24 protein-coding genes are annotated in these 26,205 nt (G+C 64.9%); 14 read left to right on the top strand and 10 right to left on the bottom strand.

Going from position 1 to position 26,205, the window contains the following annotated elements:
• Positions 1 to 13 precede the first annotated feature (13 nt).
• On the top strand, positions 14 to 223 hold the full coding sequence (locus tag BLW05_RS24800; protein WP_093166225.1) for a hypothetical protein: 210 nt from the start codon (positions 14 to 16) through the stop codon (positions 221 to 223).
• Positions 224 to 429: 206 nt separating this feature from the next.
• Here the strand turns inward: BLW05_RS24800 and BLW05_RS24805 are convergent, their stop codons facing one another.
• From BLW05_RS24805 to BLW05_RS24815, 3 genes are all read right to left on the bottom strand, one after another.
• Complete coding sequence (locus tag BLW05_RS24805; RefSeq protein ID WP_093166226.1) at positions 430 to 1,500, bottom strand: AraC family transcriptional regulator; 1,071 nt, start codon at positions 1,498 to 1,500, stop codon at positions 430 to 432.
• Positions 1,487 to 2,173 carry a response regulator transcription factor gene (locus tag BLW05_RS24810; protein WP_177142801.1) on the bottom strand — a complete coding sequence of 229 codons (687 nt, stop codon included), beginning with the start codon at positions 2,171 to 2,173 and terminating at the stop codon, positions 1,487 to 1,489. The genes BLW05_RS24805 and BLW05_RS24810 overlap by 14 nt, the downstream gene beginning before the upstream one ends.
• Before the next feature lie 63 nt (positions 2,174 to 2,236).
• A complete protein-coding gene (locus BLW05_RS24815; RefSeq protein ID WP_093166228.1) occupies positions 2,237 to 3,256 on the bottom strand; it encodes a hypothetical protein in 1,020 nt (339 codons plus the stop codon).
• Between the two features lie 231 nt (positions 3,257 to 3,487).
• On the opposite strand from BLW05_RS24815, the gene BLW05_RS24820 reads away from it, so the two are divergent.
• On the top strand, positions 3,488 to 5,239 hold the full coding sequence (locus tag BLW05_RS24820) for a SulP family inorganic anion transporter (RefSeq protein ID WP_093166229.1): 1,752 nt from the start codon (positions 3,488 to 3,490) through the stop codon (positions 5,237 to 5,239).
• A 468-nt stretch (positions 5,240 to 5,707) separates the two neighbouring features.
• Here the strand turns inward: BLW05_RS24820 and BLW05_RS24825 are convergent, their stop codons facing one another.
• On the bottom strand, positions 5,708 to 6,394 hold the full coding sequence (locus BLW05_RS24825; protein ID WP_093166230.1) for a lipid-binding SYLF domain-containing protein: 687 nt from the start codon (positions 6,392 to 6,394) through the stop codon (positions 5,708 to 5,710).
• 297 nt (positions 6,395 to 6,691) lie between these two features.
• On the opposite strand from BLW05_RS24825, the gene BLW05_RS24830 reads away from it, so the two are divergent.
• The gene (locus BLW05_RS24830; protein WP_218135221.1) at positions 6,692 to 8,113 is read left to right on the top strand and encodes a patatin-like phospholipase family protein; all 1,422 of its coding nucleotides are present in this window, start codon (positions 6,692 to 6,694) and stop codon (positions 8,111 to 8,113) included.
• 11 nt (positions 8,114 to 8,124) lie between these two features.
• On the opposite strand, the gene BLW05_RS24835 is transcribed toward BLW05_RS24830, so the two are convergent.
• Positions 8,125 to 9,549 (bottom strand): DUF2252 domain-containing protein, encoded by a 1,425-nt coding sequence (locus BLW05_RS24835; protein WP_256330480.1) that lies wholly within the window; start codon positions 9,547 to 9,549, stop codon positions 8,125 to 8,127.
• A 172-nt stretch (positions 9,550 to 9,721) separates the two neighbouring features.
• Between BLW05_RS24835 and BLW05_RS24840 the strand changes: the two genes are divergently transcribed.
• Positions 9,722 to 10,210 carry a hypothetical protein gene (locus tag BLW05_RS24840; protein WP_093166232.1) on the top strand — a complete coding sequence of 163 codons (489 nt, stop codon included), beginning with the start codon at positions 9,722 to 9,724 and terminating at the stop codon, positions 10,208 to 10,210.
• Between the two features lie 115 nt (positions 10,211 to 10,325).
• Here the strand turns inward: BLW05_RS24840 and ppk2 are convergent, their stop codons facing one another.
• Both ppk2 and BLW05_RS24850 read right to left on the bottom strand, forming a co-directional pair.
• Positions 10,326 to 11,204 carry a polyphosphate kinase 2 gene (ppk2, locus tag BLW05_RS24845; protein WP_093166294.1) on the bottom strand — a complete coding sequence of 293 codons (879 nt, stop codon included), beginning with the start codon at positions 11,202 to 11,204 and terminating at the stop codon, positions 10,326 to 10,328.
• A gap of 16 nt (positions 11,205 to 11,220) precedes the next feature.
• Positions 11,221 to 11,556, bottom strand: a complete 336-nt coding sequence (locus tag BLW05_RS24850; RefSeq protein ID WP_093166233.1) for a hypothetical protein — start codon at positions 11,554 to 11,556, stop codon at positions 11,221 to 11,223.
• Between the two features lie 307 nt (positions 11,557 to 11,863).
• Between BLW05_RS24850 and BLW05_RS24855 the strand changes: the two genes are divergently transcribed.
• Together BLW05_RS24855 and BLW05_RS24860 are read left to right on the top strand one after the other, a co-directional pair.
• Entirely contained in the window at positions 11,864 to 13,132 is a 1,269-nt protein-coding gene (locus tag BLW05_RS24855) for an MFS transporter (protein WP_093166234.1), read from the top strand.
• A 59-nt stretch (positions 13,133 to 13,191) separates the two neighbouring features.
• Positions 13,192 to 14,820: a 3-(methylthio)propionyl-CoA ligase gene (locus BLW05_RS24860; RefSeq protein WP_093166235.1), complete on the top strand. Its 1,629-nt coding sequence runs from the start codon at positions 13,192 to 13,194 to the stop codon at positions 14,818 to 14,820.
• A gap of 46 nt (positions 14,821 to 14,866) precedes the next feature.
• Here BLW05_RS24860 and BLW05_RS24865 read toward each other — a convergent pair whose 3' ends face one another.
• A complete protein-coding gene (locus BLW05_RS24865) occupies positions 14,867 to 15,865 on the bottom strand; it encodes an AraC family transcriptional regulator (protein WP_093166236.1) in 999 nt (332 codons plus the stop codon).
• Between the two features lie 162 nt (positions 15,866 to 16,027).
• Here BLW05_RS24865 and BLW05_RS24870 point away from each other — a divergent pair, with 162 nt between their 5' ends.
• From BLW05_RS24870 to BLW05_RS24895, 5 genes are all read left to right on the top strand, one after another.
• Positions 16,028 to 16,876, top strand: coding sequence for a TauD/TfdA dioxygenase family protein (locus BLW05_RS24870; protein WP_093166237.1), 849 nt, complete (start codon positions 16,028 to 16,030; stop codon positions 16,874 to 16,876).
• Between the two features lie 11 nt (positions 16,877 to 16,887).
• The gene (locus BLW05_RS36860) at positions 16,888 to 18,306 is read left to right on the top strand and encodes an alpha/beta fold hydrolase (RefSeq protein WP_371126967.1); all 1,419 of its coding nucleotides are present in this window, start codon (positions 16,888 to 16,890) and stop codon (positions 18,304 to 18,306) included.
• Positions 18,307 to 18,616: 310 nt separating this feature from the next.
• Complete coding sequence (locus BLW05_RS24885; protein ID WP_093166238.1) at positions 18,617 to 18,814, top strand: hypothetical protein; 198 nt, start codon at positions 18,617 to 18,619, stop codon at positions 18,812 to 18,814.
• Between the two features lie 292 nt (positions 18,815 to 19,106).
• Positions 19,107 to 21,404 carry a catecholate siderophore receptor Fiu gene (locus BLW05_RS24890; RefSeq protein ID WP_093166239.1) on the top strand — a complete coding sequence of 766 codons (2,298 nt, stop codon included), beginning with the start codon at positions 19,107 to 19,109 and terminating at the stop codon, positions 21,402 to 21,404.
• 88 nt (positions 21,405 to 21,492) lie between these two features.
• Positions 21,493 to 22,173 (top strand): Fe2+-dependent dioxygenase, encoded by a 681-nt coding sequence (locus tag BLW05_RS24895; RefSeq protein ID WP_093166240.1) that lies wholly within the window; start codon positions 21,493 to 21,495, stop codon positions 22,171 to 22,173.
• A 21-nt stretch (positions 22,174 to 22,194) separates the two neighbouring features.
• Here the strand turns inward: BLW05_RS24895 and BLW05_RS24900 are convergent, their stop codons facing one another.
• Positions 22,195 to 23,118: a LysR family transcriptional regulator gene (locus tag BLW05_RS24900; RefSeq protein WP_093166241.1), complete on the bottom strand. Its 924-nt coding sequence runs from the start codon at positions 23,116 to 23,118 to the stop codon at positions 22,195 to 22,197.
• A 130-nt stretch (positions 23,119 to 23,248) separates the two neighbouring features.
• On the opposite strand from BLW05_RS24900, the gene BLW05_RS24905 reads away from it, so the two are divergent.
• From BLW05_RS24905 to BLW05_RS24915, 3 genes are all read left to right on the top strand, one after another.
• The gene (locus BLW05_RS24905) at positions 23,249 to 24,367 is read left to right on the top strand and encodes a site-specific integrase (protein WP_093166242.1); all 1,119 of its coding nucleotides are present in this window, start codon (positions 23,249 to 23,251) and stop codon (positions 24,365 to 24,367) included.
• Positions 24,368 to 24,496: 129 nt separating this feature from the next.
• Positions 24,497 to 25,222, top strand: a complete 726-nt coding sequence (locus tag BLW05_RS24910; RefSeq protein ID WP_093166243.1) for a cytochrome c oxidase assembly protein — start codon at positions 24,497 to 24,499, stop codon at positions 25,220 to 25,222.
• Positions 25,219 to 25,731, top strand: a complete 513-nt coding sequence (locus BLW05_RS24915) for a CopD family protein (protein ID WP_093166244.1) — start codon at positions 25,219 to 25,221, stop codon at positions 25,729 to 25,731. The genes BLW05_RS24910 and BLW05_RS24915 overlap by 4 nt, the downstream gene beginning before the upstream one ends.
• Here the strand turns inward: BLW05_RS24915 and BLW05_RS24920 are convergent.
• Complete coding sequence (locus tag BLW05_RS24920; protein ID WP_093166245.1) at positions 25,695 to 26,204, bottom strand: DUF2231 domain-containing protein; 510 nt, start codon at positions 26,202 to 26,204, stop codon at positions 25,695 to 25,697. The genes BLW05_RS24915 and BLW05_RS24920 overlap by 37 nt on opposite strands.
• Between the last annotated feature and the right edge of the window lies 1 nt (position 26,205).

Below are 26,205 nucleotides of genomic sequence, written 5' to 3' on the forward strand. Positions count from 1 at the left end.
CCAGGAGACTCAAATGGCCAACCCAATCTCTGACGGCGCCTACGAACTCCGCTTCGACGCCCTCTTTTCTAACCGCCGCTCATACAGCTTTCCATGCGATGGCCTGGGCCATGTCGACATCGACTCCCTCACGGAGCGCGCACGTCTCAATTATTTCTATGCGCGTGCCATGATCGGCATGGAAGTCGCATGGCCCGACGTGCGTCCACACATGTCTCATTGAGGTTTTGCCCGAGCAATCGCTTTAGGCAGGATCGAGGTTAGGGCCGAATCGGGGGCAGGCGCTTCACATCACCCGATCAATCTCTTCAAAGGCACAGGATTGTTGGAATCGGGCTCTACCGTGAACGCGTATGCAACGTGGCCCAGTTCAGGAAAGCTGCATCCGGATTGCTGTGCGGACGTTGCAATGTCTGGGAGCATCGCTCTTCATCGCCCCGTTTCTGTTCGTTCGCCTCGCATCGAACTTATCCATTGCGAGGCCGTCATGCCGAAGCGCCCTCGAAACCAGCGCGAGAACTCCGCACCCGAGGTAAAGCCAAGGAGGTAGGCTACCTCGCAAAAGTTTCGCATGCCGCCGGCGAGATAGGTCTCGGCCATCTCGGCGCGCGTGTCCTCGATGACCGCAGAGACGCTCTTTCCAGCGGTCGCGAGCTGACGATTCAGCGTGCGGCGGTGCGTGCCGAGTCGCTCGGCGACCCGCTCGACAGAGCAGTTCCCGAGGGGAAGAAGGATCTTGACGATCTGGCGTACCCCGTCGAGCGGCTGTTCCTTCGAGCTGGCGCGGTGCTGATCGAGAAGGCCCTTCAGGGCGCGGCCGAGTTCCGGATCTGCCGAAGGGACTGGCAGGGCAAGGTCGCCACTGCGGCAGACGATCGCATCGAATGGCTGCGAGAAATCGAGCGCCGTCGCGAGTACGCGGTGGTGAGTCAATAGATCCCGAGGCCGCGTATGGCTGAAGCAGACGCTGACAGGTCGGAAGCTCCCCTGCGTCAGCGCCCGCAGTGTGCGCAGGATCGTGCCCGCCGCCATCTCGATCCCCTGGCGAGAGCGGCCCTGTTTCTGGAGCCTGATTTCCAGAAGAACCATCGTGAAGTGGCCCATATCGTCGACCCTGAGGCGCAGGCCGTCGTTCTGCACCCACATATAGCGCGCAAGCGATTGCAGCGCGGCGCCCAAGGTCGGCTCCTCGCGCAGCACAGCGGCAAGCACCCCATAGTTGCCGACGCGTTGCTTCTCGGCCAGTAGCAGCCCGAAGGCTTGCTCGCGCGACTCGCGAGCCGACGCCTCGAGCAACGTTGCCACTGAGTCGATACTGACCAGCGTATCGGGATCTGAGAGCACTTTGAGCGGCAGGCCTGCACTCCTGGACATGCTGACGGGATCGAGGCCCTTGGAACGGGCCAAATCCTCGTAGCCGGTCAGCGTGGCGCCCCGCGTCAGGCGACCACCGATCTGGGCCAGACTGGGGCGCAGCTCGAGCGCGTCAAGGCGTCGCATGGTCGATGTTCCGGGTAGGGTGACTGGGCCTGTCCTTCGAACCCTCGACGGCAAGCACCAACTCAATGACGGACTTCACCCCCATCTTCTGCATGACGCGCGAACGATGATGCTTGAGGGTCCGCTCCGCCAATCCCAGCTGCTCGCAAATGCCCCTGCTCGTCACGCCAAGGATCATCAAATCAAACACCTCCATCTCTCGCCGTGAAAGGCTCTCTCGACGCAATTGCAGTGCAGCTTGCTTTTCGCGGGTTTCGGCTCGGCTCCGATGTTCCGTGACGGCCTTGTTGACGGCCGACAAGAACGCCTCATCGTCCCAAGGCTTGCAGAACAGGTCGGCTGCCCCTTGCTTCATCGCGCGCACGACTTCTCTCGCGGTGGTGCTGGCGGTGACGAGGATGACGGGCAAGTCCGACTGGGAAGCGAGCAGCGCGTGCAGATCAAGGCCGCCTGGCCCGAGCATCCGGACCCCCAGGACGATGCAGCCCGGATGTGCGCCCATGTCTCGATGAAGCGCATCCTCGACAGATCTGAAGGCAATGACCCGATAGCCTGCTGACTCCAGAACCGCCAACAGATCCGGGGCGAGTTCAAATGCACCTTCTGCTTCGACGAGATGAACGACGGGCAGATCTGGGCCTGTATGGCGATGCTCGCCGCGTTGCGGATCCATGATGCTGCTGACTGTCATCCTGTTCGTCATGTGTCCGATCGCGTCCAGTCGGATGCGCGTCGATCAGCCGTAGATGCGGATCGGCTGATCCCACGCGTTCGTGGGCTGCGGCATGTCGATCATGGCCACTCGCACCAGCGTGATTGCAAATTCGCGCGATGGGCTTCCCGGAATGCGCACCACGCCCAGCGGCGTGGTACGTGGTCCAGCCGCAGTAGCGGCCGGAGACAAGCCGTCGGCTTCACCAAGCCGTACAAGCTTCGTCGCCCCCTGGATGTGCAGGTCCGGCCGCAAGAGCACGCCGCAAGTGCGCTGGAGTTGATCCTCGAACGCCTCCGGGAGCAGACCCAAACCCCGTAGATCGTGGTCGCTCTCATCAAGCAGAGCACCAAGCTGGGCCTCTTCGGCGCCGTCATGCGGCCCGCCGCCGGCCATTGAAGGGATGCCGATGCCCAGTCGCTCCAGGATCAAATGGCGTCTGCCAAACAGCGCACGTTCGCATTCGAGCATGTCACACCGCTCGGGTTCCATCACAATCATTTCGAGCGCATCCAGGGCCAACTGATCGATCAGGCGATTGACGATTTCCTTGAGCAGTTCGGATCCGTTGGATTGACAGGCGCTCAACTGACGGGTCTCAGGACATGAGCCAATCGCTGCAACGTGCCGGCGCACCACGCTGCCGTTCTCGATCACGTCGAGATTGCGGCTTTCCGTCATGTCCATTCCCAGCACTGCGAAGGCCTCCTTCAGCGGGTGCGACTGCTGGAAGAAGCGATTCAACTCGTGTGAATTCGCCAAGGTGGCGGACACCTGGTCGGCTGTGGCAAAAAAAGCCTGCAGGTATGGATCCCTTGCCCAACTCTGCGAGTTCAGAAGACGTGGCAAGGGAAGTTCCGTGACGAGCTTGCCCAGAAAGCTCGCAGACCATGCCAGCGCCGTTTGCAGGTGCTCCTCGTGCCTATATGCTCGTCGCAAGCACGGATTGATGCGAAGTACCCGGGCGACCAGTCGATCCAGTCCGTCGTTGCGGCGTTCGGTCCTGTCCCTGGTCTCGCGAAAGAGTCGGCTGAGGATCTGCATGTGAGGCTTTCAAACCGGACAAGTGTCCGTATGGCTATCGCCTGCCTCGATCCTCCGACACTACGCCGCCGAGAGGTTGACGTACATCAAGGGGTGTGCCGAGTGCGCGGTGCGCATCGTGTTTGATATTCGTCAACTTGCCACATGGCCCGGGCGCGCAATCTCGACTGGCCCACCTTGTTGATACCAATGCGCAATGAGGGCGCATCGCGAAGCCACTGGAGGTTCGTCATGACCCAAGAAGTTCATTCCGCGAGTCTGATCGGGACGGATGCAGAAGCGCGCGGCTGGCGCACTGTCTTTCCTCCGGCGAAGTGGCTGTCGTCCTATCAGTCCAAGTGGCTGGCGAACGACGCCATCGCCGGTTTGACTTTGGCCGCTTATGGCATCCCGGTGTCGCTGGCCTATGCCTCGCTCGCCGGCCTGCCGCCACAGTACGGCATCTACTGCTATCTGGTCGGCGGGCTCTTCTATGCGTTTTTTGGATCGTCACGCCAGCTGGCGATCGGCCCGACTTCCGCCATCTCGATGCTCGTCGGCGTGACCGTGGCCGGCATGGCACAAGGCGACCCCGAGCGCTGGGCGAGCATTGCCGCGCTGACCGCGATGCTGATCGCTGTCATGTGTGTGCTGGCATGGCTGCTGCGCCTGAGTTCTCTGGTCAACTTCATCAGCGAGACCATCCTGCTCGGCTTCAAGGCGGGAGCGGCGTGCACGATCGCGCTGACCCAGCTTCCCAAGCTGTTCGGAGTCAAGGGCGGCGGCGAAGACTTCTTCGAACGTCTCTTCATCCTTGGCGGTCAGATCCCGCAGACAAACCTCGCTGTGCTCGCTTTCGGTCTTGTCGCCCTCGTCCTGCTCCTGCTGGCCGAGAAGTTCCTCCCGGGCCGACCGGCCGCGTTGTTCGTGGTGGTGGCATCCATCGTCGTGATGTCCTTGACCTCGCTCGGCGAACTCGGGTTCAAGGTCGTCGGTGCGCTGCCTCAGGGCCTGCCGGACTTCAAATTGCCAGGTTTGCGGGTGCGCGACGTGCAGGGCGTGGTCCCGCTCGCATTCGCATGCTTGCTGCTTTCGTACGTCGAGAGCGTCTCGGCCGCACGCGCCCTGGCCGAAGCGCACAAGTACGAGATCGACCCACGCCAGGAGCTGCTCGGCCTCGGTGCTGCCAACCTGGGTGCAGCGTTGTTTCAGGCCTACCCAGTGGCTGGAGGCCTGTCGCAATCGTCGGTGAACGACAAGGCTGGCGCCAAGACCCCGCTCGCGCTGGTGTTTGCCTCGATCACGATCGGCCTGTGCCTCATGTTCCTGAGCGGCGGGCTGAAGAACCTGCCCAATGTGGTCCTCGCTGCCATCGTTCTGGTGGCAGTCAAGGGGCTGGTGAATATCGGCGAGATGAAGCGACTGTGGCGGGTCAGCCGCTACGAGTTCACAGTGTCGATGATCGCTTTCGTCGCGGTATTGCTACTGGGCATCCTGAACGGCGTGATCGTTGCGGTACTCGCGTCGCTGGCGTTGTTGATCCGTCGCGTCGCGCACCCGCACGTGGCCGAACTCGGCCGCATAGCGGGCACGCGGAAGTTCTCTGACATCGAGCGGAATCCCGATAACACGCTGCAGCCGGGTGTGCTGGTCTTTCGCGTCGACGCGGCCCTGCTCTATTTCAACGTCGAGCACGTACTGGAGAGCGTGCGGAAGATGCTGCGCTCCGCCCCCGGTGCGGTGAAGCTGGTGATCGGCGACTTGTCGACCACTGCCCAGGTCGACTTGGCCGGCGCGAAGATGCTGGCCAGGTTGCATCAGGAACTCGCCGAGGCGGGGATCCGGATGCGGCTTGTCGCCGCGCATGCGTCGGTACGCGACATCCTTCGTGCCGAAGGGCTGGAGGAGAGTGTGGGCTATTTTGGACGCAGGATCTCGGTGGCCGACGCCATCGACGAGTTTGAGTCTCCCGGGACCGCGGCGCACGATCACACGCAACGATGACCTTGATGCATGTGCAGGGCGGCCGTGCTCGAACGGGCTCGGGTCATCCCGCGTGAGCAGGACGCGATCGGGATTTCGCCACTGGTGACGAGAAGCTGGAGGACTGCTTGTTGGCTGCGCCGGCCTGCCGCCGCTGCACGACCGGCCCGCGACTTACGCGCTCGAACCTTCCGCCGACACACCGTTCGGCCGTGCGGTCGATCCGTCGGCCCGGCAGCCCTCGCCCAAAGGGGTGTCCGGGTGCGCATCCTGACAAATTCCCTGGCTGCGCAACCGACGAGAAGTCCGCCTATACGGGCTATGTCAAGCGCAGCCCCACCATGGCCACGCGCTTGGATCGGTTCGTTCAGACTTCCTATCCCTCGATCGCCTATCGGCTCACGCTGGACGAGGATGGCAACATCCAATGGGAAGGCGCCGGTGGAGAGACCTATTCGATCGATCCGAAAGCCGGCTGGTTTGCGAAACCTACTTCGCGACCTTTGATACGGCCGCGAGCAAACCCGCCGCGGCAGGGTTGCTGACCTCGCGCTTCACGAGGATGTCGGACGGCGTCACCGGCTTGCCGTAGAAGGCGGTGTTGAGCGACTCGCGAACATCAAGAACCGAGCCGTCGATCGCCAGGCCTGCGAACGCGCCCTTGACGGCTGAATATCCCACGAAGTCCGCATCGATCGTCCCACCGGCCCCCATGCCCTTCTTCCAGACCGCGACCGACGCGTCGCCACCGAGCTTCACCTTGCTTGTGAGCAGCGAGTCGAGGGCCTTCTGCGTGCGCACCAGGATGACCACCTCCGCAGCCGATGCGCCGGCCTGGAATCCGAAACTGGCCGAACCCATCGTGTAGAACGCAGGTCCGACCCAGCCGCCCTTGCCGTCGTTCGCAAGCAGCACGCCGGTGCCGCCCGAGCCTCCCAGAACGAAGCCGGCCTTCAGAACCTTCGGGAAGATCAGTACACCTTTGGCCTTTCCGAGTTCGGCCCCGAGTCCGGAGAAGTCTTTGTTGTGCGTAAAGGCATTAATCGTCGTCTGCGCCTTGTGAACCAGCGCCTTGGCATCTTCCGCGTCCGATGCGTGCGCCGGCATGGTGGCGAATCCGGCGGTGAGGCCCAGTGCCCCGAAAGCCAGCATGAGTTTCCTGCGTGTGTTTTGCATTCTTCGCTCCTAACGGGAAGCTGCCAGCAGCAGCATGATTGTTGAAAGGGACAAGACGCCCCGAACAAAACTTACGCCTCGCATCGGGGAGTGACCTTGATATGAGTCAACCCGGAACCAGGAGGCCAACCGCTGAACCTCGACGACGATGTGCTTGATTCGGATCAAGCACATCGTTGGAGGTCCGGGTACAAAGGCCAGTCTTGGCCTGCGATCCCGCGAGGAAGGGGAACCCACTTGAATCCACATGTCGGCCCAAAGGCCGGACTTTCCTGCAGATTGGCTTGCGCCCTTGTATTGCCAGCAGCACTGGCTCTTGGGGGATGCGCCGCGCTCGCGCCGGTCAACCCCCGCATCGACCACGTCGACCTGGACAGCGGCTACCGCGTCGGCAACAGGCTCAGGCACACGCACAGTGCCAAGAACAACCCTGACACGCTGTTTCTGCTGACCTTCTCCGGCGGCGGCACACGCGCGGCGGCCTTTTCGTACGGCGTGCTCGAAGAGCTTCGCCGCACGAACATCGAGGTCAACGGCAAGAGCGTGAATCTCCTCGCCGAGGTCGACGCCATTGCGGGTGTCTCCGGTGGCAGCTTCACCGCACTCGCGTACGCACTGTATGGGGACAAGCTGTTTGCGGAATACGAGTCCCGCTTTCTGAAGCGGGATGTGCAGGGTGCGCTGACGTGGCGCCTGTTGAACCCGATCAACTGGTTCGCGCTCACCAGCGGCCTCTACGGCCGCTCCGAAATGGCGGCCGACTACTACGACGAGATCCTTTTCAACGGCGCGACCTTCGACGACCTGATGGACAAGCCCACGCCCATCACCGCCGTCACGGGCACCGACCTCTCGACCGGCGCGCGCTTTCAGTTCTCGCAGGATCACTTCGACCTGCTGTGCTCCGATGTCGGCAAGGTGCGCCTGGCCCGCGCGGCGGCGACGTCTTCCGCCGTGCCTGCCGTGCTTTCGCCGGTCACGTACTACAACTACGGCGGCAGCTGCGGCACGATCCTGCCGCCGTGGGTGAGCGACGTCACGCGCTCGGGAGATCCCTCGCGCCCGGCCGGGCGCGCCCTGCTTCGCTACCGCGACATGCAGAGCTTCCAGGACAGCGAGAACCGCCCCTATCTTCATGTGGTCGACGGAGGTGTTTCCGACAACCTCGGCTTGCGCGGACTGCTGGAGGCGTTCGAAGAGCTGGAGGCCAGCCGCGCGTACCAGGAGCAGATCGGGTTGAGGCAATTGCGCAGAATCGTGGTGGTCGTCGTCAACTCGCGCTCTGCGCCGGATACCGACTGGGATCGCCGATCGCATCCTCCAGGCATCGTCTCGCAGCTCTTCCAGTCATCGAGCGTGCCGATCGATCATTTCTCGTCGGAGTCGGTCGAACTGCTGAAGGACATCGCCGAACGCTGGGCCGACAAGCGCCGGCTCGAAGTGGCCGAACGGCAGCTCGCGGGCATGTCGAAGGCGCAAGCCGAAGCGTCGGTGCCGAAGCTGCGCTTCGATGCCATCGACGTGAGCTTCGAATCCATCGCGGACCCGGAGGAGCGGCGCTACTTCATGAATCTGCCGACCACCTTTGCCCTGCCCGATGAAGCCGTCGACCGCCTCCGTGAACTGGGAGGCCGCTTGCTGCGCGAGACGCCGGCGTTTCGCGAATTGCAGCAGGAAGGCGCCGCGTCCCATCACGGGAAGGCGACCGCGAATCCTTAGCCGCGAGGAGGTCAGCCCTCGACGACCGCCTCGATCCTGCCCGACCGGATCGCCTTGAGGAACGCGCGATAGTCCCTGCGGTTCTGCTGGCTGTATTCGGTCGCGAACTCGCCCACAGCGTCCTCGAAGGACTGTCCGGACCCCATGTATCCCGCGATGGCCGCCGGGTCGCCGGATCGCGCGTGCGCGCGGGCCAGGGCGTGCGCGCACATGCGCCCGTACTGGCGCAGGATTCCCGAATCCCAGTCTTCGATGACGGCCGACATCTTCATGTCGCGAAGCTGCCGGATGTAGAAATGCTGTCCGTTCGCTCCCTTCGTCCAACCCAGGAACACGTCGCTCGCGGACTGCATCAGACGCTGGCCCGCGATCACACGTTGTCCGTGATTGGGATGCAGACTCTTTCCCGCATACGGCTCGAGCACAGAGGCCTTCGCTTCCTTCACCTGCAGGAACAGCGGATCCCCGTCGCCGGCGACAAAGAGACACACGGCGCACATCGTTCCGACGCTTCCCACACCCACCACCTTGACGGCGAGGTCGACGAAATGGAACCTGTCGAAGAGCGTCCTGACATGCTCGGGCAGGCTTTCCCGGTAACGCGCAATGGCGTCGCTGTAGCCGGATTCGAGACCCGGGGCCTGTTCGAGATTCGGGTGGTAGATCAAGGGTGGGTCGTCCTTGATCCGGGGGAGCGTTCCCTGTTCGGAGACCAGTTTCGGATACAGGTGGTCGACCACGGTCTTGCGCTGCTCCGTCTCGATCCTCTCCGCCAGGCGCTTTCGCGCATCGGCCACGATTCCCGGGTCTCCCGTTCTGTCGGAGTACTTGCGCAGGTCGATCTTGTCGTACCAGATGTCCAGCGCACGCATTCCGGCGTAGTCGAACATCCGCTCGCGATACTCCTTGACGATGTCCCCCGCGAGGCGCGCCGTGTCGCTGTTGGGGAACATCAAGTGCTCGGCCGCGATGACCACGCTGGCCGCGAGCCGCTTCAGATCCCACTCGAACGGCGCGGGCAGGGTTTCGTCCAGATCGTTCACGTCGAAGATGATGTTGCGCTCGGGCGTGGCAAAGCCGCCGAAGTTCATCAGATGCGCGTCGCCGCACGCTTGCACCCGCAGCCCGCTGACCGGCGTCGTGGCGAGGTCGGCCGCCATGAGCGCGGCTGCGCCCCGATAGAACGCGAAGGGAGACGACGACATCCGGCCGAACCGGATCGGAACCAGTTCCGGAATCCGGCCCTTGTTCGATTCAAGGAGTATCTCGAGCGGGTCGTGGCGGTTGCGCGGCTCGGACCATCCGGCGTGCGATGCGCGAGGTACCTTGTCGCGCAATTTCCGACCCTGGGCTGCTCGCTGATCGGCGCTCATGTACGGGGCTGCGCCGTGCGGCTCCGCTGTGCTCTGCACCGGCTTTTCGGACTTGCTCTTCATGGCGACTCCTTCGAGATCAGGCGACTATCCGAAGGAGGTTAGACGCGTGCGCGGCACGCACGTTGATCTGAATCAATCCGGGTACGGTGCCCGGCTCGAAAACTTGCTCGGGCGCAAGCCCGGCACTGGAACGTGTCGCATCATCCGCGTACGAAGCGCGTCGAGGTCCACGATGAAATTCAGCCGAAAGACGTTGAGCACGATCATCACCGTCGCCGCCGGACTGGTGCTGCTGGCGGCGCTTCCATCCGCGATCGTCGACACGTTCGAGACCGGGCGCGTCTACCTGTTCTCTCATCAGTTCCTGCAGGAGCTTCCTCAACGGTTCACCGGGCCGGGGCGGATGCGCTTCATCCTGCAACCGGCGGTTGCCATCTTTCTTGGAATTCGCGGGGGAAGGGTCGACGCGCAAATGGGGCGTTCACCCTACCTCTATGCGCTGCTGGCGCGTGCGGATGACCGCAAGGCACTTCTGCGAAGCGGCCTGGCTGCGGTGCGGGATCTGGTATGTATGTCGATCGTGCTCGACATGGTCGCGCAGTTCCTGATCTACGGCCGGGCCTATCCTGGCGCCGCCGTGGTCCTGGGCCCCGTGCTGATCTGTTTGCCTTACTCGATGGCGCGCGCGCTCACCCTGCGGGCGATGAGGCTTCTGCGCTGACTTGTGCTGGCCTTGCGGTCGATTCGTACCTTTGCACCGCGTCCTCGAGCCGCGCGAACATTGGAGCGCGCTCGACTGGCGGCTTGGCGAGATCCTGCATGAGAGGCCTCGGCCTTCAGTACTTCTCCGGAATGATCTTGAATGAATAGTGAGACTCGCGATAGTCGCCGCGCTTCTGCCGTTTGGGAAGAACGATCTTTTCGTGAGGCAGATCCTTGTAGGGCACCTGCTCCAGGATGTGGCTGATGATGTTCAGCCGCACCTTCTTCTTGATGTCCGACGGAGCGAAGTACCAGGGCGCGAAGCCCGTGTCGGTTGCGGCGAACATCGCATCGCGGGCACGCGAGTAGTCGTACCAGCGGCTGTACGACTTCAGGTCCATCGGCGAGAGCTTCCAGGTCTTGCGGCCGTCCTTGACACGCGCCTCCAGCCGGCGCGTCTGCTCTTCAGGGGTGACTTCCAGCCAGTACTTGAGAAGGATCACGCCCGAGCCGACGATCGCGCGTTCCACCAGGGGCGTCATCTCGAGAAAGCCTTCGACCTGCTCCTCGGTGCAGAAGCCCATCACCCGCTCGACGCCCGCGCGGTTGTACCAGCTCCGGTCGAAGATGACCACCTCGCCAGCGGCCGGCAGGTGCGGCAGATAGCGCTGAATGTACATCTGGCTCTTCTCACGCTCGGTCGGCGCGGGCAACGCGACGACACGGAAGACGCGCGGACTCACGCGCTCGGTCAGCGCCTTGATCGTTCCCCCTTTGCCAGCGCCGTCGCGTCCCTCGAAGACGATGCAGACCTTCAGGCCCTTTCGCACGACCCACTCCTGCATCTTTACGAGCTCGACGTGCAGCTTGCGCAGCGCTTTCTCGTATTCCTTGTTCGAGATCTGACCCGGTTTGCCCTTCTTCTCCGCCGGCTCCGGAACCGGCTTGGCCGGTGGCGTGATTTCCGTTGCGACAGATTCGTCGGGAATGTCGTTCTTTCGCGTGGTCTTCATGGTGTCGTTCCTCATCTCAAGATGCCGGCGTCGAACTGCCTCCGAGCCTGTCGCCCATGCGCTGGCGCAGCTTCTCGCGAATGGCGCTGATCAATTCGTCCGCTTCAACCGGGCCCAGCTTTTCGTAGGCCTTGTCGCGCATGATGAATCCCAGCATCAGCATGTCGCGCAGCTTCTTGAAGGCCTTCGGGTTCTCGTGGCCGCACACCGAATCGTTGTTCTGCAGCACCGCCTCGATCACACCAGGGTCCAGCAGCTTCACATCGCAGATTGCGGCTTCGCGCACCATCTCGTGCATGACATCGTCGAGCTGGTGGGTCCATGTTTTCAGGTCTTCGAGCTTGTCCGTCATGGCTGTCTCCGGCCTTTGGTTTGAGACGTTCATTGCATAGCGCCATTGACCGACGCGGCTTGATCCAGATCAATCGCCAATGAGGTTTGCCGGCCTGGCGTCGACTGGACCATGAGCAGGACTTCGATGCCTGCTTGACACTCGGCCGCAGCGCGCCAGAGCGGTCGGAATCGGCGACAACGGCGGACATTGCATCGGATCGAAAGTCCCGAAATGTCAAATCGAACTCCCGTTCGGTCAAGTCGAGATGCACCGGGTGACGAAGAATCCGACGCATCCCCGATTCACAGCGACCAAGGAGACAACCATGCGCTGGAAAGACAAACCCCACGGCGTGCTGATCGCGCTGCTGATGATCCATGTCGTCGCCCACATCGACCGCAACATGCTGCTCGGCTTCTCGCCGCAGATCACCCATGACCTGGGCCTGAGCAATGCGCAGTACGGCCTCCTGACAGGCGCGGTCTGGGTGCTCAGCTACGGCTTCATGGCGTTGTTCATGGGTTCCCTGGCCGACCGCTTCAGCCGCACCAGGGTGATGGCGGCCGGCATCCTGATCTGGAGCGTCTGCACCGCCGCCTCGGGCGCGGCACAGAGCTTCGAGCAGATGGTGGCCGCACGCTTCCTGGTCGCCAGCGGCGAGGCGGCGCTGGTACCGGCGGCGGTGTCGCTGGTGATCGAGCTGTTCCAGGCGCGGCGACCGGCCAGTGCGGTGGGGGTGTTCTTCATGGGCATCCCGCTGGGCATCGGCCTGAGCTTCCTGCTGGCCGGCACGGTGGGCGCAACGCAGGGCTGGCGCGGCACCTTCTACCTGCTGGGCGTCGTCGGTGTCGCGATCGGCGTTCCGCTGCTGTTCCTGAAGGACCGCCGAGACGCGCAGGGCGAGACCGAACGCGGCGCACCGTTCCTTCGGCAGGTGAAGATCATGATCGAGACGCTGCGCGAGACTCCGACCGTGATGTACACCATCGCCGGCTTCGTGCTGGTGCACATGGTGTTCGCCGGGCTGTCGTTTGCTCAGCTCTGGCTGGTGCGCGAACGCGGCTTCGACGCCGCGGCCATCGCCCGCCAGATGGGTGGCCTGCAGATCGTGTTCGGCATGCTCGGCGCGGTGGTCGGCGGCGTGCTCAGCGACCGCGTGGCTCGACGCATGAAGGGCGGCCACGCCGGCTTCGTGGTGCTGCTGATCGCACTTTGCGGCCCGCTGATGCTGGCCTACCGCTTCGCACCCGCGGGCTCCGCGCTGTTCTACCTCGGCATGTGCGCCGGCTTCTTCCTGCCGCTGGCCACCTACGGGCCATCGCTGGCGCTGATCCAGGGCCTGACGCCGGACAAGATTCGCTCGACCGTCACCGGATTCACGATGCTGCTGTTGAACATCTTCGCGATCGCGCTCGGCAACCTGGCCGTCGGCGCGGTAAGCGACCACCTGAGCGCGGCCGGCTCGATTCACGCGCTGACGGCGGTGCTGCTGGTTACCGACGTGCTGGCGATCTCCGCGGCGGCGTTCTTCGTGCTGGCGGCACGCGGCACGAAGCTGCAGGCGGCGCCCGCAGGAATGATCCCCGCCCACTGATCCTCGACTCCGGACTCGCGTCCTGCGGGTCCCCACCGAAACCCAAGGAAGCAAATCCCATGAACGGACTGATGATGCAGCAGCCGCTGCTGATCTCCACCCTGCTGACCCATGCCGAACGTCACCACGGCGAACAGCAGATCGTCTCGCGCCGCGTCGAAGGCGACATCCACCGCTATACCTACCGCGAACTCGCCGAACGCGCCCGCCGCGTGGCCAACGCGCTGGCACGGCGCGGCGTGACGTTCGGCGACCGCGTCGCGACGCTGGCCTGGAACGGCTACCGCCACATGGAGCTCTACTACGGCGTCTCGGGCTCGGGCGCGGTGCTGCACACGCTGAATCCGCGTCTGCACCCCGATCAGGTGGTATGGATCGCCGACCATGCCGAAGACCAGATCCTGTTCTTCGACCTGAGCTTTCTGCCGCTGGTCGAGGCGATCGCCGGGCGCGTGAAGACCATCAAGGCCTTCGTCGCGATGACCGACCGGACCCATATGCCGGCAGCCAGTCAGGTGCCGAACCTGCTGTGCTACGAGGAACTGCTTGCCGAGGCCAGCGACCGCTTCGACTGGCCCAGCTTCGACGAGAACAGCGCAAGCTCGCTGTGCTACACGTCGGGCACGACCGGCAACCCGAAGGGCGCGCTCTACAGCCATCGCTCGACCTTGTTGCACACCTACGCCGCCGCATTGCCCGACAGCCTGAACTGCTCGGCCCGCGACACGATCCTGCCGGTCGTTCCGATGTTCCACGTCAACGCGTGGGGCCTGCCGTATGTCGGCTGCGCGGTCGGCGCCAAGCTGGTCTACCCCGGTCCGCACCTCGACGGCAAGAGCCTGCACGACCTGTTCGAGTCCGAGGGCGTGACGATGTCCGCGGGCGTGCCGACCGTCTGGCAGGGGCTGCTGTCGCATGTCGAATCCAACAACCTGAAGTTCACCACGATGCGTCGCACGGTGATCGGCGGCTCGGCCTGCCCGCCGGCGATGATGCGCGCGTTCCAGGAACGCTACGACGTGCAGGTGCTGCATGCCTGGGGCATGACCGAGATGAGCCCTCTGGGCACCGTCTGCACGCTCAAGGCCCCCCAGCAGGCCCTGGGCAGCGACGCGCGGCTTGCCGTGCAGTCCATGCAGGGGCGCGCGGTGTTCGGCGTCGATATGAAGATCATCGATGCCGATGGCCAGGATCTGCCCTGGGACGGCAAGACCTCGGGCGAGCTGCTGGTGCGCGGCCCGTGGATCATCGGCAGCTACTTCAAGGGCGCCGGCGGCGATCCGCTCGTGAACGGCTGGTTCCCGACCGGCGACGTCGCGACGATCGATGCCGACGGCTTCATGCAGATCACCGACCGGGCCAAGGACGTGATCAAGTCCGGCGGCGAATGGATCGGCTCGATCGACCTGGAGAACATCGCGATGGGCCACCCGGCCGTTGCGATGGCCGCGTGCATCGCCGCCTACCACCCGAAATGGGACGAGCGCCCGTTGCTGGCGGTGGTGAAGAAGCCCGATGTCGAGGTGACACGCGACGAACTGCTGGCCTTCTACGAGGGCAAGATCGCCAAGTGGTGGACGCCTGACGACGTGGTCTTCCTCGACGCGATCCCGCTCGGCGCCACCGGCAAGATGCTCAAGCACCGCCTGCGCGAACAGTTGAAGGACCACAAGCTGCCCACGGCCTGACGACATGGGCTCCCTGTCGATCGCGGCGGCGCCGGCTGGCCTGACTTCAGGACGGGGTGATGCGGCGCCTCGTGCGCGGCGCGACGCCGAAGCGTCGGCGATGCCAGCGGGAGAATGCGCTGAGTTCGGAGAACCCGAGCAGCAACGCGACTTCGGACAGTGAGCGGGCCCCGTCTTCCAGGTAGCGCGACAGCAGGTCCTCGCGCATGCCGTCGACGAGTGCGCTGAACGTCGTGTGCTCGGCGGACAGATGGTTGGCCACGGTGCGCCGGTCCACGCCCAGGTGCTGGGCGACGCTCTCGACCCGGCAGTGCCCGCGCGGCAGCAGCAGCACGATCAGCCGGCGCACGCGCTCGGTCATGCTCGGGTTGGCACCCGGGTCGCGTTCGAGCAGGCGCTGTGAGTAGCGCGCCATCACCGGGTCGGCACCCGGATTGGGGGCCTCGAGGTCGGCGGCACGGCAGACGATCTCGTTGAAGGCCTGCCCGAAAACGACCACGTCGCCGAACACATGTCGGTGCCACGTTGTACTGGTCGGCGCCGGATGGCGGAACGCCACTTGCCGGGGGCGCCAGCCTTCGCCGAGGAAGATGCCGAGCACGCGGAATGTCGTGCCCATCGCGAGTTCGACCGACTGCCGCACCGAAGGCAGGCCCTCCATCACCATCTCTTCGCGGATCGCGACCAGCGGGCCGTCCTGCACGACCGAGACCGTCATCGCTTCGTTGTGCATATGGATGCGCGTGGCCAACGCCTCGAGCGCCTGACGCAGCGTCGGCTGGTCGCGCAGCAGCAGGCCCAGCGGGCCGAGATTGGACAAACGCCGCGCGGCTGCCATGCGCAGCCCGAAGGCCGGCTCGCAGGCGCGCTCGGCCGCCAGTTCCAGCAGGGCCCCCACCGCGGCCGCCGGCACCATCAGGTCGGGATCGCTCAGGCAACGCGAGGGCAGCCCGACCTCGGCCAGCAAGCTGCGCGCATCGAGCCCGCAGGCTGACGCGACCGTCTCGAAGTTCGTCAGGGTCGCGGCGCGTACGAGGATCGTCATGGCTTCACGGGCAGTTCCCGAAATGTCAACCGCGTTTCCCGGCAAGTCAAGCCGGATGGGCCGGGTCGGCGCACAGTCCCTATCACGCCGCAACCGCGAAGGACGACGGCGACAGATTGGCCCCACCGGGCCGAAGCCACCTACCCGACAAGGAGACAAGACATGAAAGTCGTACCACTGACCTGTGCCCTGGGCGCCGAAATCCAGGGCGTGAGCCTGGCCGAGGCGTCGCGCAACCCGGCGCTGGGCGCCGTGATCAAGGCGCTGCTGCTCGAGCACAAGGTGCTCTTCCTGCGCAACCAGCAGATCACCGACGCCGAGCACGCCGCATTCGCGCGCCACTTCGGCGAGCTGGAGGCCCATCCGCTGGCCCAGAGCGCCGACACCGAGCCCGGCATCATCCACATCTGGAAGACGCCCGACAACCCGCCCGAGCGCTACGAGAACAGCTGGCACAACGATGCCACCTGGCGCGAGATCCCGCCGATGGGCGCGGTACTGCGCTGCGTCGAATGCCCGCCAGTGGGCGGCGACACGATGTGGGCCAACATGGAGCTGGCCTACGAGCGGCTGCCCCGGCACATCAAGGAAGCCATCGACGGCCTGCGGGCACGCCACAGCATGGAAGCCTCGTTCATGGCGGCCAAGCCGATCGAGGACCGCCTGGCAATGAAGGCGCGCTACCCCGACCCCGAGCACCCGGTGGTGCGCACGCATCCGGTGACCGGCAAGAAGAGCCTGTTCGTCAACGCCTTCACGACGCACTTCACCAACTTCCACACCGCGAAGAACGTGCGCTATGGGCAGGACTTCCAGCCGGGCGCGTCCCAGTTGTTGCAGTACCTGATCAGCCAGGCCTTCATCCCCGAGTACCAGCTGCGTTGGCGCTGGAACGCAAACGACGTTGCGATCTGGGACAACCGCTGCACCCAGCACTACGCGGTGATGGACTACCCCCCCTGCCACCGCAAGATGAACCGCGCCACGATCGTCGGCGACCGGGCGGTCTGAAGGAGACGGCGATGGACCGCGCACTCGAACTGAACCTGAAGCACGACTGGGCCGATCTCGGCGACGTGCGACTGCACTACGTCAGCGGTGGCCAGGGCCCGGCGATCGTGTTCCTGCACGGCTGGCCGCAGACCTGGTACATGTGGCGCGACGTGCTGCCAGGCCTGATGCAGCGCTACCGCGTAGTCGCGGTGGACCTGCGTGGACTCGGCGAGTCGTCACGGCCGGCCGCCGGCTACGACACCAAGACCGTGTCGCAGGACGTCTGGCGCCTGATGCACGACGTGCTGGGCGAGCGCAGTTTCCACGTCGTCGCCCACGACTGGGGCGGCCCGGTGGCCTACGCGCTGGCTGCGCAGCACCGCGACGCGATCACCTCGATGGCGATCTTCGACGCGCCGGTGCCGGGCGACGGCTCCGTGATGACCGCGCTCGGCCGCTGGCACTTCGGCTTCCACGCGGAGGCCGACCTACCGGAGGCGCTGATCGCCGGGCGCGAGGAACTGTACCTGCGCCACATGTACCGCAAGGGCGGCGCGCGGCCCGACGCGGTGTCCGAGGAGGCGCAGCGCGAATACCTGCGCACCTACACCCAGCCCGGGGCAATGCGCGCCGGCTTCAACTACTACCGCGAGATGGCGCGCGACGCAAAGGACAACCAGGTCTTCATCAAGCAGGGCAAGCTGCCGATGCCGATCCTGGTGTACGGCGGCGGCGCGCAAAACGTCGGCCGCGGTCTCTACGCGATGGACTCGTGGCAGCGCGTGGCCCGCGACGTGCGCGGCGGCGTCGCCGAAGGCTGCGGCCACTGGATCCCCGAGGAACGGCCAGCCTGGGTCGTCGAACGCCTGCTCGAGTTCTTCACCGACGTCGACCGCCGCCGTGCGGCCGCCGCCCGCCCCGTCACCACTCACCGCTTCGGCCTGCCGGCCCAACTCACCCAAGGAAATGCCATGCCCATGTTCTACGAAACCATCGATACCGCGCTGATCGACGTCGAGTCGTTGCCGTGGATGCCCTTCGCGCCCTACAGCGACACGATCTTCCTGAAGCTGATCAAGGTCGACCCGGTCAGCGGCCAGTGGATCACCCTGCTCAAGCTGCCGCCCCACACTGAGCTGCCGATGCACCACCACGCAGGCACCGTGATGGTGTGGACGATCGCCGGTCAGTGGAAGTACATCGAGCACGACTGGGTCGCCGGCCCGGGCAGCTTCGTCTTCGAGACCGCCGGCTCGCGCCACACCCCGATCAGCGTCGGCGAGGACGAGGTCATCACGCTGAACATCGTGCAGGGCGACTGGAACCTGATGTCGCCCGAAGGCGCGGTGCTGGCCATCGAGAACTGGAAATTGATGATGGATCGCTATCTGAACTTCTGCAGGAGCCAGGACATTGAACCGGTGGACGTGTCCAGCTTCAGCGGCTGACATCCCACGATGGCCCCGGACGGCTGGGCAACGCGAAGGTGCCCGCGAACGACCTGCGCGGGGCCCTCGCCTACGCCAGGGCGAACGGCAGCAGGATCTTGAGGGCAACCAAGGAGCGCTGGACTCGGGCGTCGGGGAAGGGGTTGATTCCTCGCCATTGGAAGCGGCGCCAAGCGTAGTTTTCGTGCAAAGCGGGCCAGCAGAATCGGGATGTTGTCCAAAATGGACGGCATCGTAAATATTTTGCCCTGTTTGCTTACATTTGAATACGTTCGGTTTACTATTCGACTCATCGAACGAGGACAAAAGTATGAATACGTACCCGACATCCACCCAGGCCACCAACGTCGCACGCATCCTGAGCAAGAGCCTTCGCAACACCATCGTGGTGTATCGGGCCGCGGAGAACAAGTTCATCACCGCGAGGCCTCGGGATACCGTTAAAGGTCTGGTTGTGGGCGCGTTTCGCAACGGGTACGAGGTTCCCGTCGGCGAACTGCTTTCCTGACCACCTTTGCGCACAGCCTTCTTGCTCGATGACTCTCCATCGAGCGTCTGACGATACCGACGCGCAATCTCGGATCGCCTGAGTTCTTCAGGCGTTGGAAGCTCCGTCCTACGTTGCTGCAGTGCGACGAAACCGAGGATTTTTCGTTACAACAGTATTGCGATTCATTATCATTTGAAAAGATTTCGCAAACCGCGAATCTCAGACTCCAGCCAGCCAATTGCGGGGCCTTCGGCCCCGACGCGATCAGCCAGTCGAGTTCTCTCATCTGCATTCCTTCAGGAGAACCTTCATGGCCTACATCAAGAGCCGCAAGCATGCGCGCGTCTTGCCGCCGCTTGGCAGCGCAGCCGCTGCCACCCTCGTCGCACTGACCCTCCCCGTCTCCGCCCAGACCTCCACGAACACGCTCAAGGAAGTTCGTGTCGAGGGCGCAGCTTCCGAAGTCAAGGTCGACAACTCGGCCAACCCCAAGTTCACCGCGCCGCTGGTCAATACGCCGCAGACGATCCAGATCATTCCCGAGACCGTGATGCGCGAGCAAGGCGCCACGACGCTGACCGAGGCGCTGCGCAACTCGCCGGGCGTCGGCACCTTCTTCCTCGGCGAGAACGGCAACACGAACACCGGCGACTCGATCTACATGCGCGGCTTCGACAGTTCGAGCAGCATCTTCGTCGACGGCATCCGCGACACCGGCTCCGTCTCGCGCGACACCTTCAACATCGAGCAGGTGGAAGTCGTCAAGGGCCCGGCCGGCACCGACACGGGCCGGACCTCGCCGACGGGCTACATCAACCTGATCACCAAGAAGCCGCAGCTCTCCGACAGCTTTCTCGGCTCCGTGAGCATCGGCAGCGACGACTTCAAGCGCGCCACCATCGACTGGAACAAGGTCCTGAGCGGTCCCGACGGCATCGGCTCGGCGTTCCGCCTCAACGCATTCACGCTGGATGCGGACGCCGCCGGCCGGGATGTCGTGAACAACAAGCGCTGGGGCATCGCGCCGTCGCTCGCATTCGGCCTGAACTCGCCCACGCGCGTGTACTTCGACGTGCTCTACGTCAAGCAGAACAACATCCCCGACGGGGGCGTGCCGACGATCGGCCTGCCGGGCTACTCGTCGCCCGATACGAGCCGCCGCTTCCTGACCACCGCGTCGCCGGTCGACTCGAGCAACTTCTACGGCACGCAGTGGGACTTCGACAACGTCACGCAGACGATGTTCACCGCGCGCGTCGAGCATGACTTCACGCCCGATGTGACGCTGCGCAACACCTTCCGCTACGGCAAGACCGAGCAGGACTACATGCTCACGTCGTTCATGGGAAGCTCCGCGAACCTGGTCACGCGTGTCCCTTCGCAGCCGCAGACCTGGACGATCGCGCGCAGCAATCCGACCAACAAGGATCAGGAAAACACCATCCTGACCAACCAGACCAACGTCAGCGCGAAGTTCAATACCGGCAGCATCGGCCACACGATGAATGCCGGCGTCGAGCTGATCCACGAAGAACAGGACTCGGTGGGCTACTACGGCCAGAACGCGACCGTCTTCGGCGTTCCCGGCATCCGCAACAGCGGCAGCTGGCCGGCGGCCAATCTCTACTCGCCGAACCCGTACGTCAACGGCTACCTGCGCCTGCCGAATGGCACGACCACGGCCGGCACGACCGACACCGTCGGCCTGTACGCATTCGACACCGCGAAGCTCAGCGAACGCTGGATGCTGACCGGCGGCCTGCGCTTCGATCACTATTCGACCGACTACTCGGCCACGGCGCTCAATGCGACGAGCGGCGTGCTGACGCCGAGCGCCTACAGCGTTTCCGGCAGCGAGTGGACCGGCAAGCTGGGTGTGGTCTACAAGCCGACCGACAACAGCAGCGTCTACCTGGCCTACGGCACCGGCGCGCAGCCGCCCGGCGGCAACAACTTCACGCTCGCGGCGGGTGGCACCGGCAACAGCGCGAACCGTACCGACTTCCTGCCGCAGAAGACCAAGAGCTGGGAACTGGGCACGAAGTGGGATCTGCTCGATAAGAAGCTGGCCGTCTCTGCGGCACTCTTCCGCACCGACGTGAGCAACGAAGTGGTGCAGGACGCCGTCAGCGGCAACTACTACCAGACCGGCGAGAAGCGTGTGGAAGGCATCGAGCTCGCCGCCGTGGGTGCGATCACCGACCGCTGGAGCGTGACCACGGGCTTCACGCACCAGAACGCGAAGGTGCTCAGCGGCCCGTCGGTCCTCGCGGACGGCGGTTCGGTCCTGGCCTACACGCCGGAAAACGCATTCTCGGCCTGGACCACGTACCAGTTGCCGTTCGGCCTCGGCCTCGGCATCGGTGCGCGCTACAACGGCAAGATGTACCGCGGCACCGATAGCGCCATCGGCACGCCGGCCTATGTCGAGGACTACTGGGTCTTCGACGCCATGGCCTCCTACCGCATCAACAAGAACCTGGACCTTCAGTTCAACGTGTTCAACCTGACGGACAAGGAATACGTGGCGGCCATCAACAAGAGCGGCTACCGCTACACGCCGGGTGCGCCGCGGACCTACCGCCTGACCGCGAACTTCCAGTTCTGAGTCACTGCTGCGGCGTCGCGCCCCTGCGGCGCGACAATCCAGCCCCGCCGCCAGGCCGGGGCTTTCCTGCTTTTGAAGGAACGACGAAATGATGCTGCATGTGCCCGAAGTACTGAGCGCGGACGAGGTGCGCAGGATCCGCGCGGCGCTCGATTCGGCCGACTGGGTCGATGGCCGTGAAACCGTCGGAGCGCAAGGCGCGCAGGTCAAGCGCAACCGGCAGTTGCCTGAACACTCGGCCGTCGGGCGCGAGCTCGGCGGGATGATCCTCGCCGCGTTGGCGCGCAATCCGCTCTTCTTCGCAGCGGCCCTGCCGCTGCGCTTTGTTCCACCGCTGTTCAACCGCTACGAAGGCGGCGAGCACTACGGCTTCCACATCGACGGGTCGGTGCGCACATTGCCGGGAACCGGGCAGCAGCTGCGCACCGACCTGTCGTGCACGCTGTTTCTCGGCGACCCCGGGGAGTACGACGGCGGGGAACTCGAAGTCGTCGACACCTACGGCACGCACGAAGTCAAACTGCCGGCAGGCGACCTGATCCTCTACCCCTCGACCAGCCTTCACCGCGTACAGCCGGTGACGCGCGGGGCGCGCGTGTGCTCGTTCTTCTGGCTGCAGAGCATGATCCGCGACGACGGCCGAAGAAGCATGCTCTTCGAACTCGACCAGACCATCCAGAAACTGCGCGCTCGTCACGGCGAGAACGAGGAGACGGTCGCGCTCACGGGCCACTATCACAACCTCCTGCGGATGTGGTCGGAGGTCTGAGGGTGTATCGCCGATGTCAGCCTAGGCGGGCCCCCGCCCCTGCTTCATCTGCACCGCCGCGAAGTCCACGAAAGCACGCACGCGCGTGGCCATCTGGTGACGCTGGGGATACACCGCATAGATGTCCGCGTCGGGCGTGTAGTACTGCGGCAGCACCTGGACCAGCCGGCCGCTTTGCAGGTGGCGCTGGATGTCCCACTCCGCCCGCATGAGGATCCCGTGCCCGTCCAGCGCCCAGTTGACCGCGATCTCGCCGTCGTTGGTGGTGAGATTGCCACGCGTCTTGATCGACTGCGTGGTGGCAGCCCGGCCGCGGCCGCTCGACAGCCGCCAGACGCCGTAGGCCTCTTCGCCCTGGCGGATGCCGATGCAGTTGTGCCTGGTCAGGTCGTTCGGCACCTTGGGGGTGCCGCGCTTCGCCAGGTAGTTCGGCGCGGCGCACAGCAGCCGGCGGTTGGGGGCGATGTGGCGCGCGATCACACGCGCATCGGGCGGCTCGCCGAAACGGATGCAGACATCGAATGAATCCTCCGTCAGCGGCGGAGGATTCACCGAGAGCTGGAGCTGCACCTCGACATCCGGGAACTTGCGCACGAAACGGGAAATGATCGGCGCCACGTGACTTCTTCCGAACCCCAACGTGGCGTTGACGCGCAAAAGCCCTGTGGGCAGGGCCTTCGACGTCCCGAGCAGTTCCTCGAGGCCGTCGATGTCGGAGAGGATGCGGCGCGCGTGCTCCAGGTAGAGCTCGCCTTCGGGTGTCAGGCTCATCCGCCGCGTCGTGCGATTGACCAGCGCGACGCCCAGTCGCGATTCCATGAGTGCGAGGTGCTTGCTGACCGCCGGCGTCGTCACGCCCAGTTCCCGCGCCGCGGCGCTGAGACTGCCCATGCGCGCAAGGGTCGAGAAGAAGCCGAGATCACCGGGCTGAACACTGCTGCTCATGCATGCGCCCTTTTCATTTCATTTTCAATGGCGGCACTTTAGCGCGAGGATCTGCGCCTCCACACGCGACCAGCATCCGGCCGCCTTTCTGTCGCATACTCATGATATACCGCACCATATACTCCCCATCATGTCCCGTACCTACGCCTTCAACATCGCGCGCGGCACCGACGAACTGCCCTGGCTGCAAGACCCGGTCGACGCGCACCGCCGCTGGCGTTCGACCCTGAGCTGGAAGCGGGACACATCGACCAGCGATGCCGATGCCCCGCGCTATGCCGAGCACAGCAATAACCTCTATCAATCGCTCTGGGGCAAGTTCTGCCGCTGGCTGGCGGGGCGGTCGCTGAAGCTCGACGAGGTCCGGCAGACGCACATCGAAGCCTTCCTCGGATCGCTGGAGGGCCGTCGCGGCGCGCCTGCCAGCGTGCGCACCATGCGCACCTACCTGGCCGAGATTCACCGCGTGTTCACGCACCTGCATGCCGTCGGGGTCCTGCACGCCAATCCCGCGGCCATCGTGCTCGCGCGAAAGCGACTCGCGCCCGAGTCGCAGTTCGAAACCGATCCGCCGCTGCCCCCCGGGCCGGGCTTTCTCAAGGCCTACGAGAAGATGGCCCAGCGGATGTTCAGGGAAGAACGCGCCGAGCTGCCGCAGGCGTGGACGCCTGCGCGCAACCTCGCCCTTCGGCTGATCGTGGCCGAGTGCGGACTGAAGCTGTCCGAGATCTGCAAGCTGATCCCGCGCAACATCGCCATCCAGTCGAACGGCACGGTGTTGATCCGCTCCCCGGGGCACCGTCAGGTGGTGACGCGGCCCCTCGTCGGCCGTCCGCTGCTGGCCAGGGCCCTGAAAGGCTGGCTCGACGCACGACGCGGCCTGCGCATCGTCCAGACGCAGCGCGCCCACGCAGAGGAAGGCAGGCGGTCCAACCGGCTGTTCCTGGGCCAGGCGGACAAGGTCATGTCGGTGGAACTGGTGGGCGGCGGCCTCGGCGACGCCTGCAGCCCGGTGGCGCCCGACCTGGCCGAGCGGGTGATCACGAGCTGCGTCAAGCGCACGCTCGAATCGCTGGGCCACGAGGCCGCCTTCCATGGGCCGCAGCTGGTGCGCAACGCCTACGCCGCCCGCTTGATCCGGGATGGGATGAGCGACATCGACGTCTCCGACCACCTCGGGATGAAGACCACCTTCACCGCGCGCACCATTCGGGCCAAGCTCGGACTCCCGGAAGGGGCTGCCCAATAGGCCACCCCCCACAAAGTTTGTCAACGCGAACACTCGGTGCTTGAGCGCCGGGCTTACTCGGCCTATCCTGCGGCAGATTCGTCAGGCGACGCCGCGTCGCCGCCCTGAGCCGAAGGAGGAAGGAGACCGATGCCCGACTTCCTGATCGCCTACTGCGGTCCAGCAGCGCTACCGGAGAACCTCTGGGTTCGCTGGAATACCGACCCACTGCTCATCGCCGTGCTCGCCGCCGTGGCCGCGGTGATCGGCAGCGGCCGTTCGGCCGACGCCCGGGCGGGCTGGAGCGCGCTGGCGCTGATGTTCATTGTCTTCGTCTCGCCGCTGTGCGCGCTGTCGTCGGCTCTGTTCTCGGCGCGGGTGTTCCACCACGTCGTGCTCGTTGCCGCGGTGGCGCCGCTTCTCTCGAGGGCCTTCCCGGTGCGCGCCTTGGGCTACCCGCCGCTTGCCATGGTGGTGGCAGCGCATGCCGTCATCCTGTGGCTCTGGCATGCACCGGGGCCCTATGCATGGGGCCTCGCGAGCGTGCCCGCCTACTGGCTGATGCAGCTCTCGCTTCTCGGCAGCGCATGGCTGATGTGGCGTGCGATTCTGGCGCCGGTGGAGTCGTCCGGCCCTGCGCTCGTGGCGCTGGTCGCAACAGTCGCGCAGATGGGCCTGCTCGGCGCGGTGATCGTCTTCGCGTCCGTGCCGCTCTATCCGGTGCACCTCGCGAGCACGCTCCCATGGGGCCTGACGCCGCTGGCCGATCAGCAGCTCGCCGGCCTGCTGATGTGGGTGCCGGCCATGCTGCCCTATCTGGCCGTGGGCCTCTACACGGCATGGGCCAGCCTGCGACCGAGCGAGCCCGCGCTGTGACGACATTCCTCAAGTTCGTCCATCTCGCCGCCATCGCGGTGTGGTCCGGCGGCCTGATCGCACTGCCCTTCCTGTTCTGGCAGCGTCGGCTGCTCGGCCCGGGCCAGGAGCTCGATCGCCTGCACCGCGTGACGCGGCTGGTCTACGTCGAGCTGACCTCGCCCGCCGCCTTCATCGCCATCGCCAGTGGCACCGCGCTGATCTTCCTGCAGACGACCTTCGTGGAGTGGTTCTCCATCAAGATGGTGTTCGTGGGATTGATGGCCATGCTGCACGTGGTGGCAGGCCTCGTGATGCACCAGCTCTTCCTGCCCACCGGCCGCTTCGGTCGCATCTCGTTCGTGACGCTCACGGTGGCCTACCTGGTGCTGATCACCGCAATCGTCTGGGTGGTGCTGGCCAAGCCGCATATCGACTCGAACCAGTTCGCGGTGCGGCTCTTCGAGCCCGGCGGACTCTCACGCCTGTGGCATCAGTCCTTCGGCGACACCAGGATGCCGATGCCATGATCGAACACGAGCTTGCCCCCGTGCCAGCCGGCAAAGCCCACCATGACGGAGGCGAGCACGGACAGCACCAGCCCGTGCGGCAGGACCGAGGCGGGATCGGTCAGACGCACGCCCCAGCTCGCGCCGGCGATGGCGACGAGCGTCATCGCCGCGACCGCATGCGACCAGCTCGCCTCGTGCGCCCGGATGCCGCGCACCAGCAGCAGCTCGCCGGTGCCGACGATGCTCGCGGCCACGCCGCTCCAGAAGGCCATGCCCGCCGCCCAGAGGCCCGCACGCAGCCAGAAGGGGTCGCCCGACCACCAGTAGAAGACATCGACACCGAGCGTCGCCACCACGAATGCCACCGGGAAGTGCACCAGCATCACATGGAGCGGGTGACCCACCACCGCGACGGCGGAGCCGACGTCCAGACGCTGGAGCTCGAGCAGGACTTCGCTCTTGGGCTGGGTCGCGTTGCCTCTGTTCGCCATG

The sequence above is a fragment of the Variovorax sp. YR216 genome (assembly GCF_900107745.1).
In the GTDB taxonomy this organism is placed as follows: domain Bacteria; phylum Pseudomonadota; class Gammaproteobacteria; order Burkholderiales; family Burkholderiaceae_C; genus Variovorax.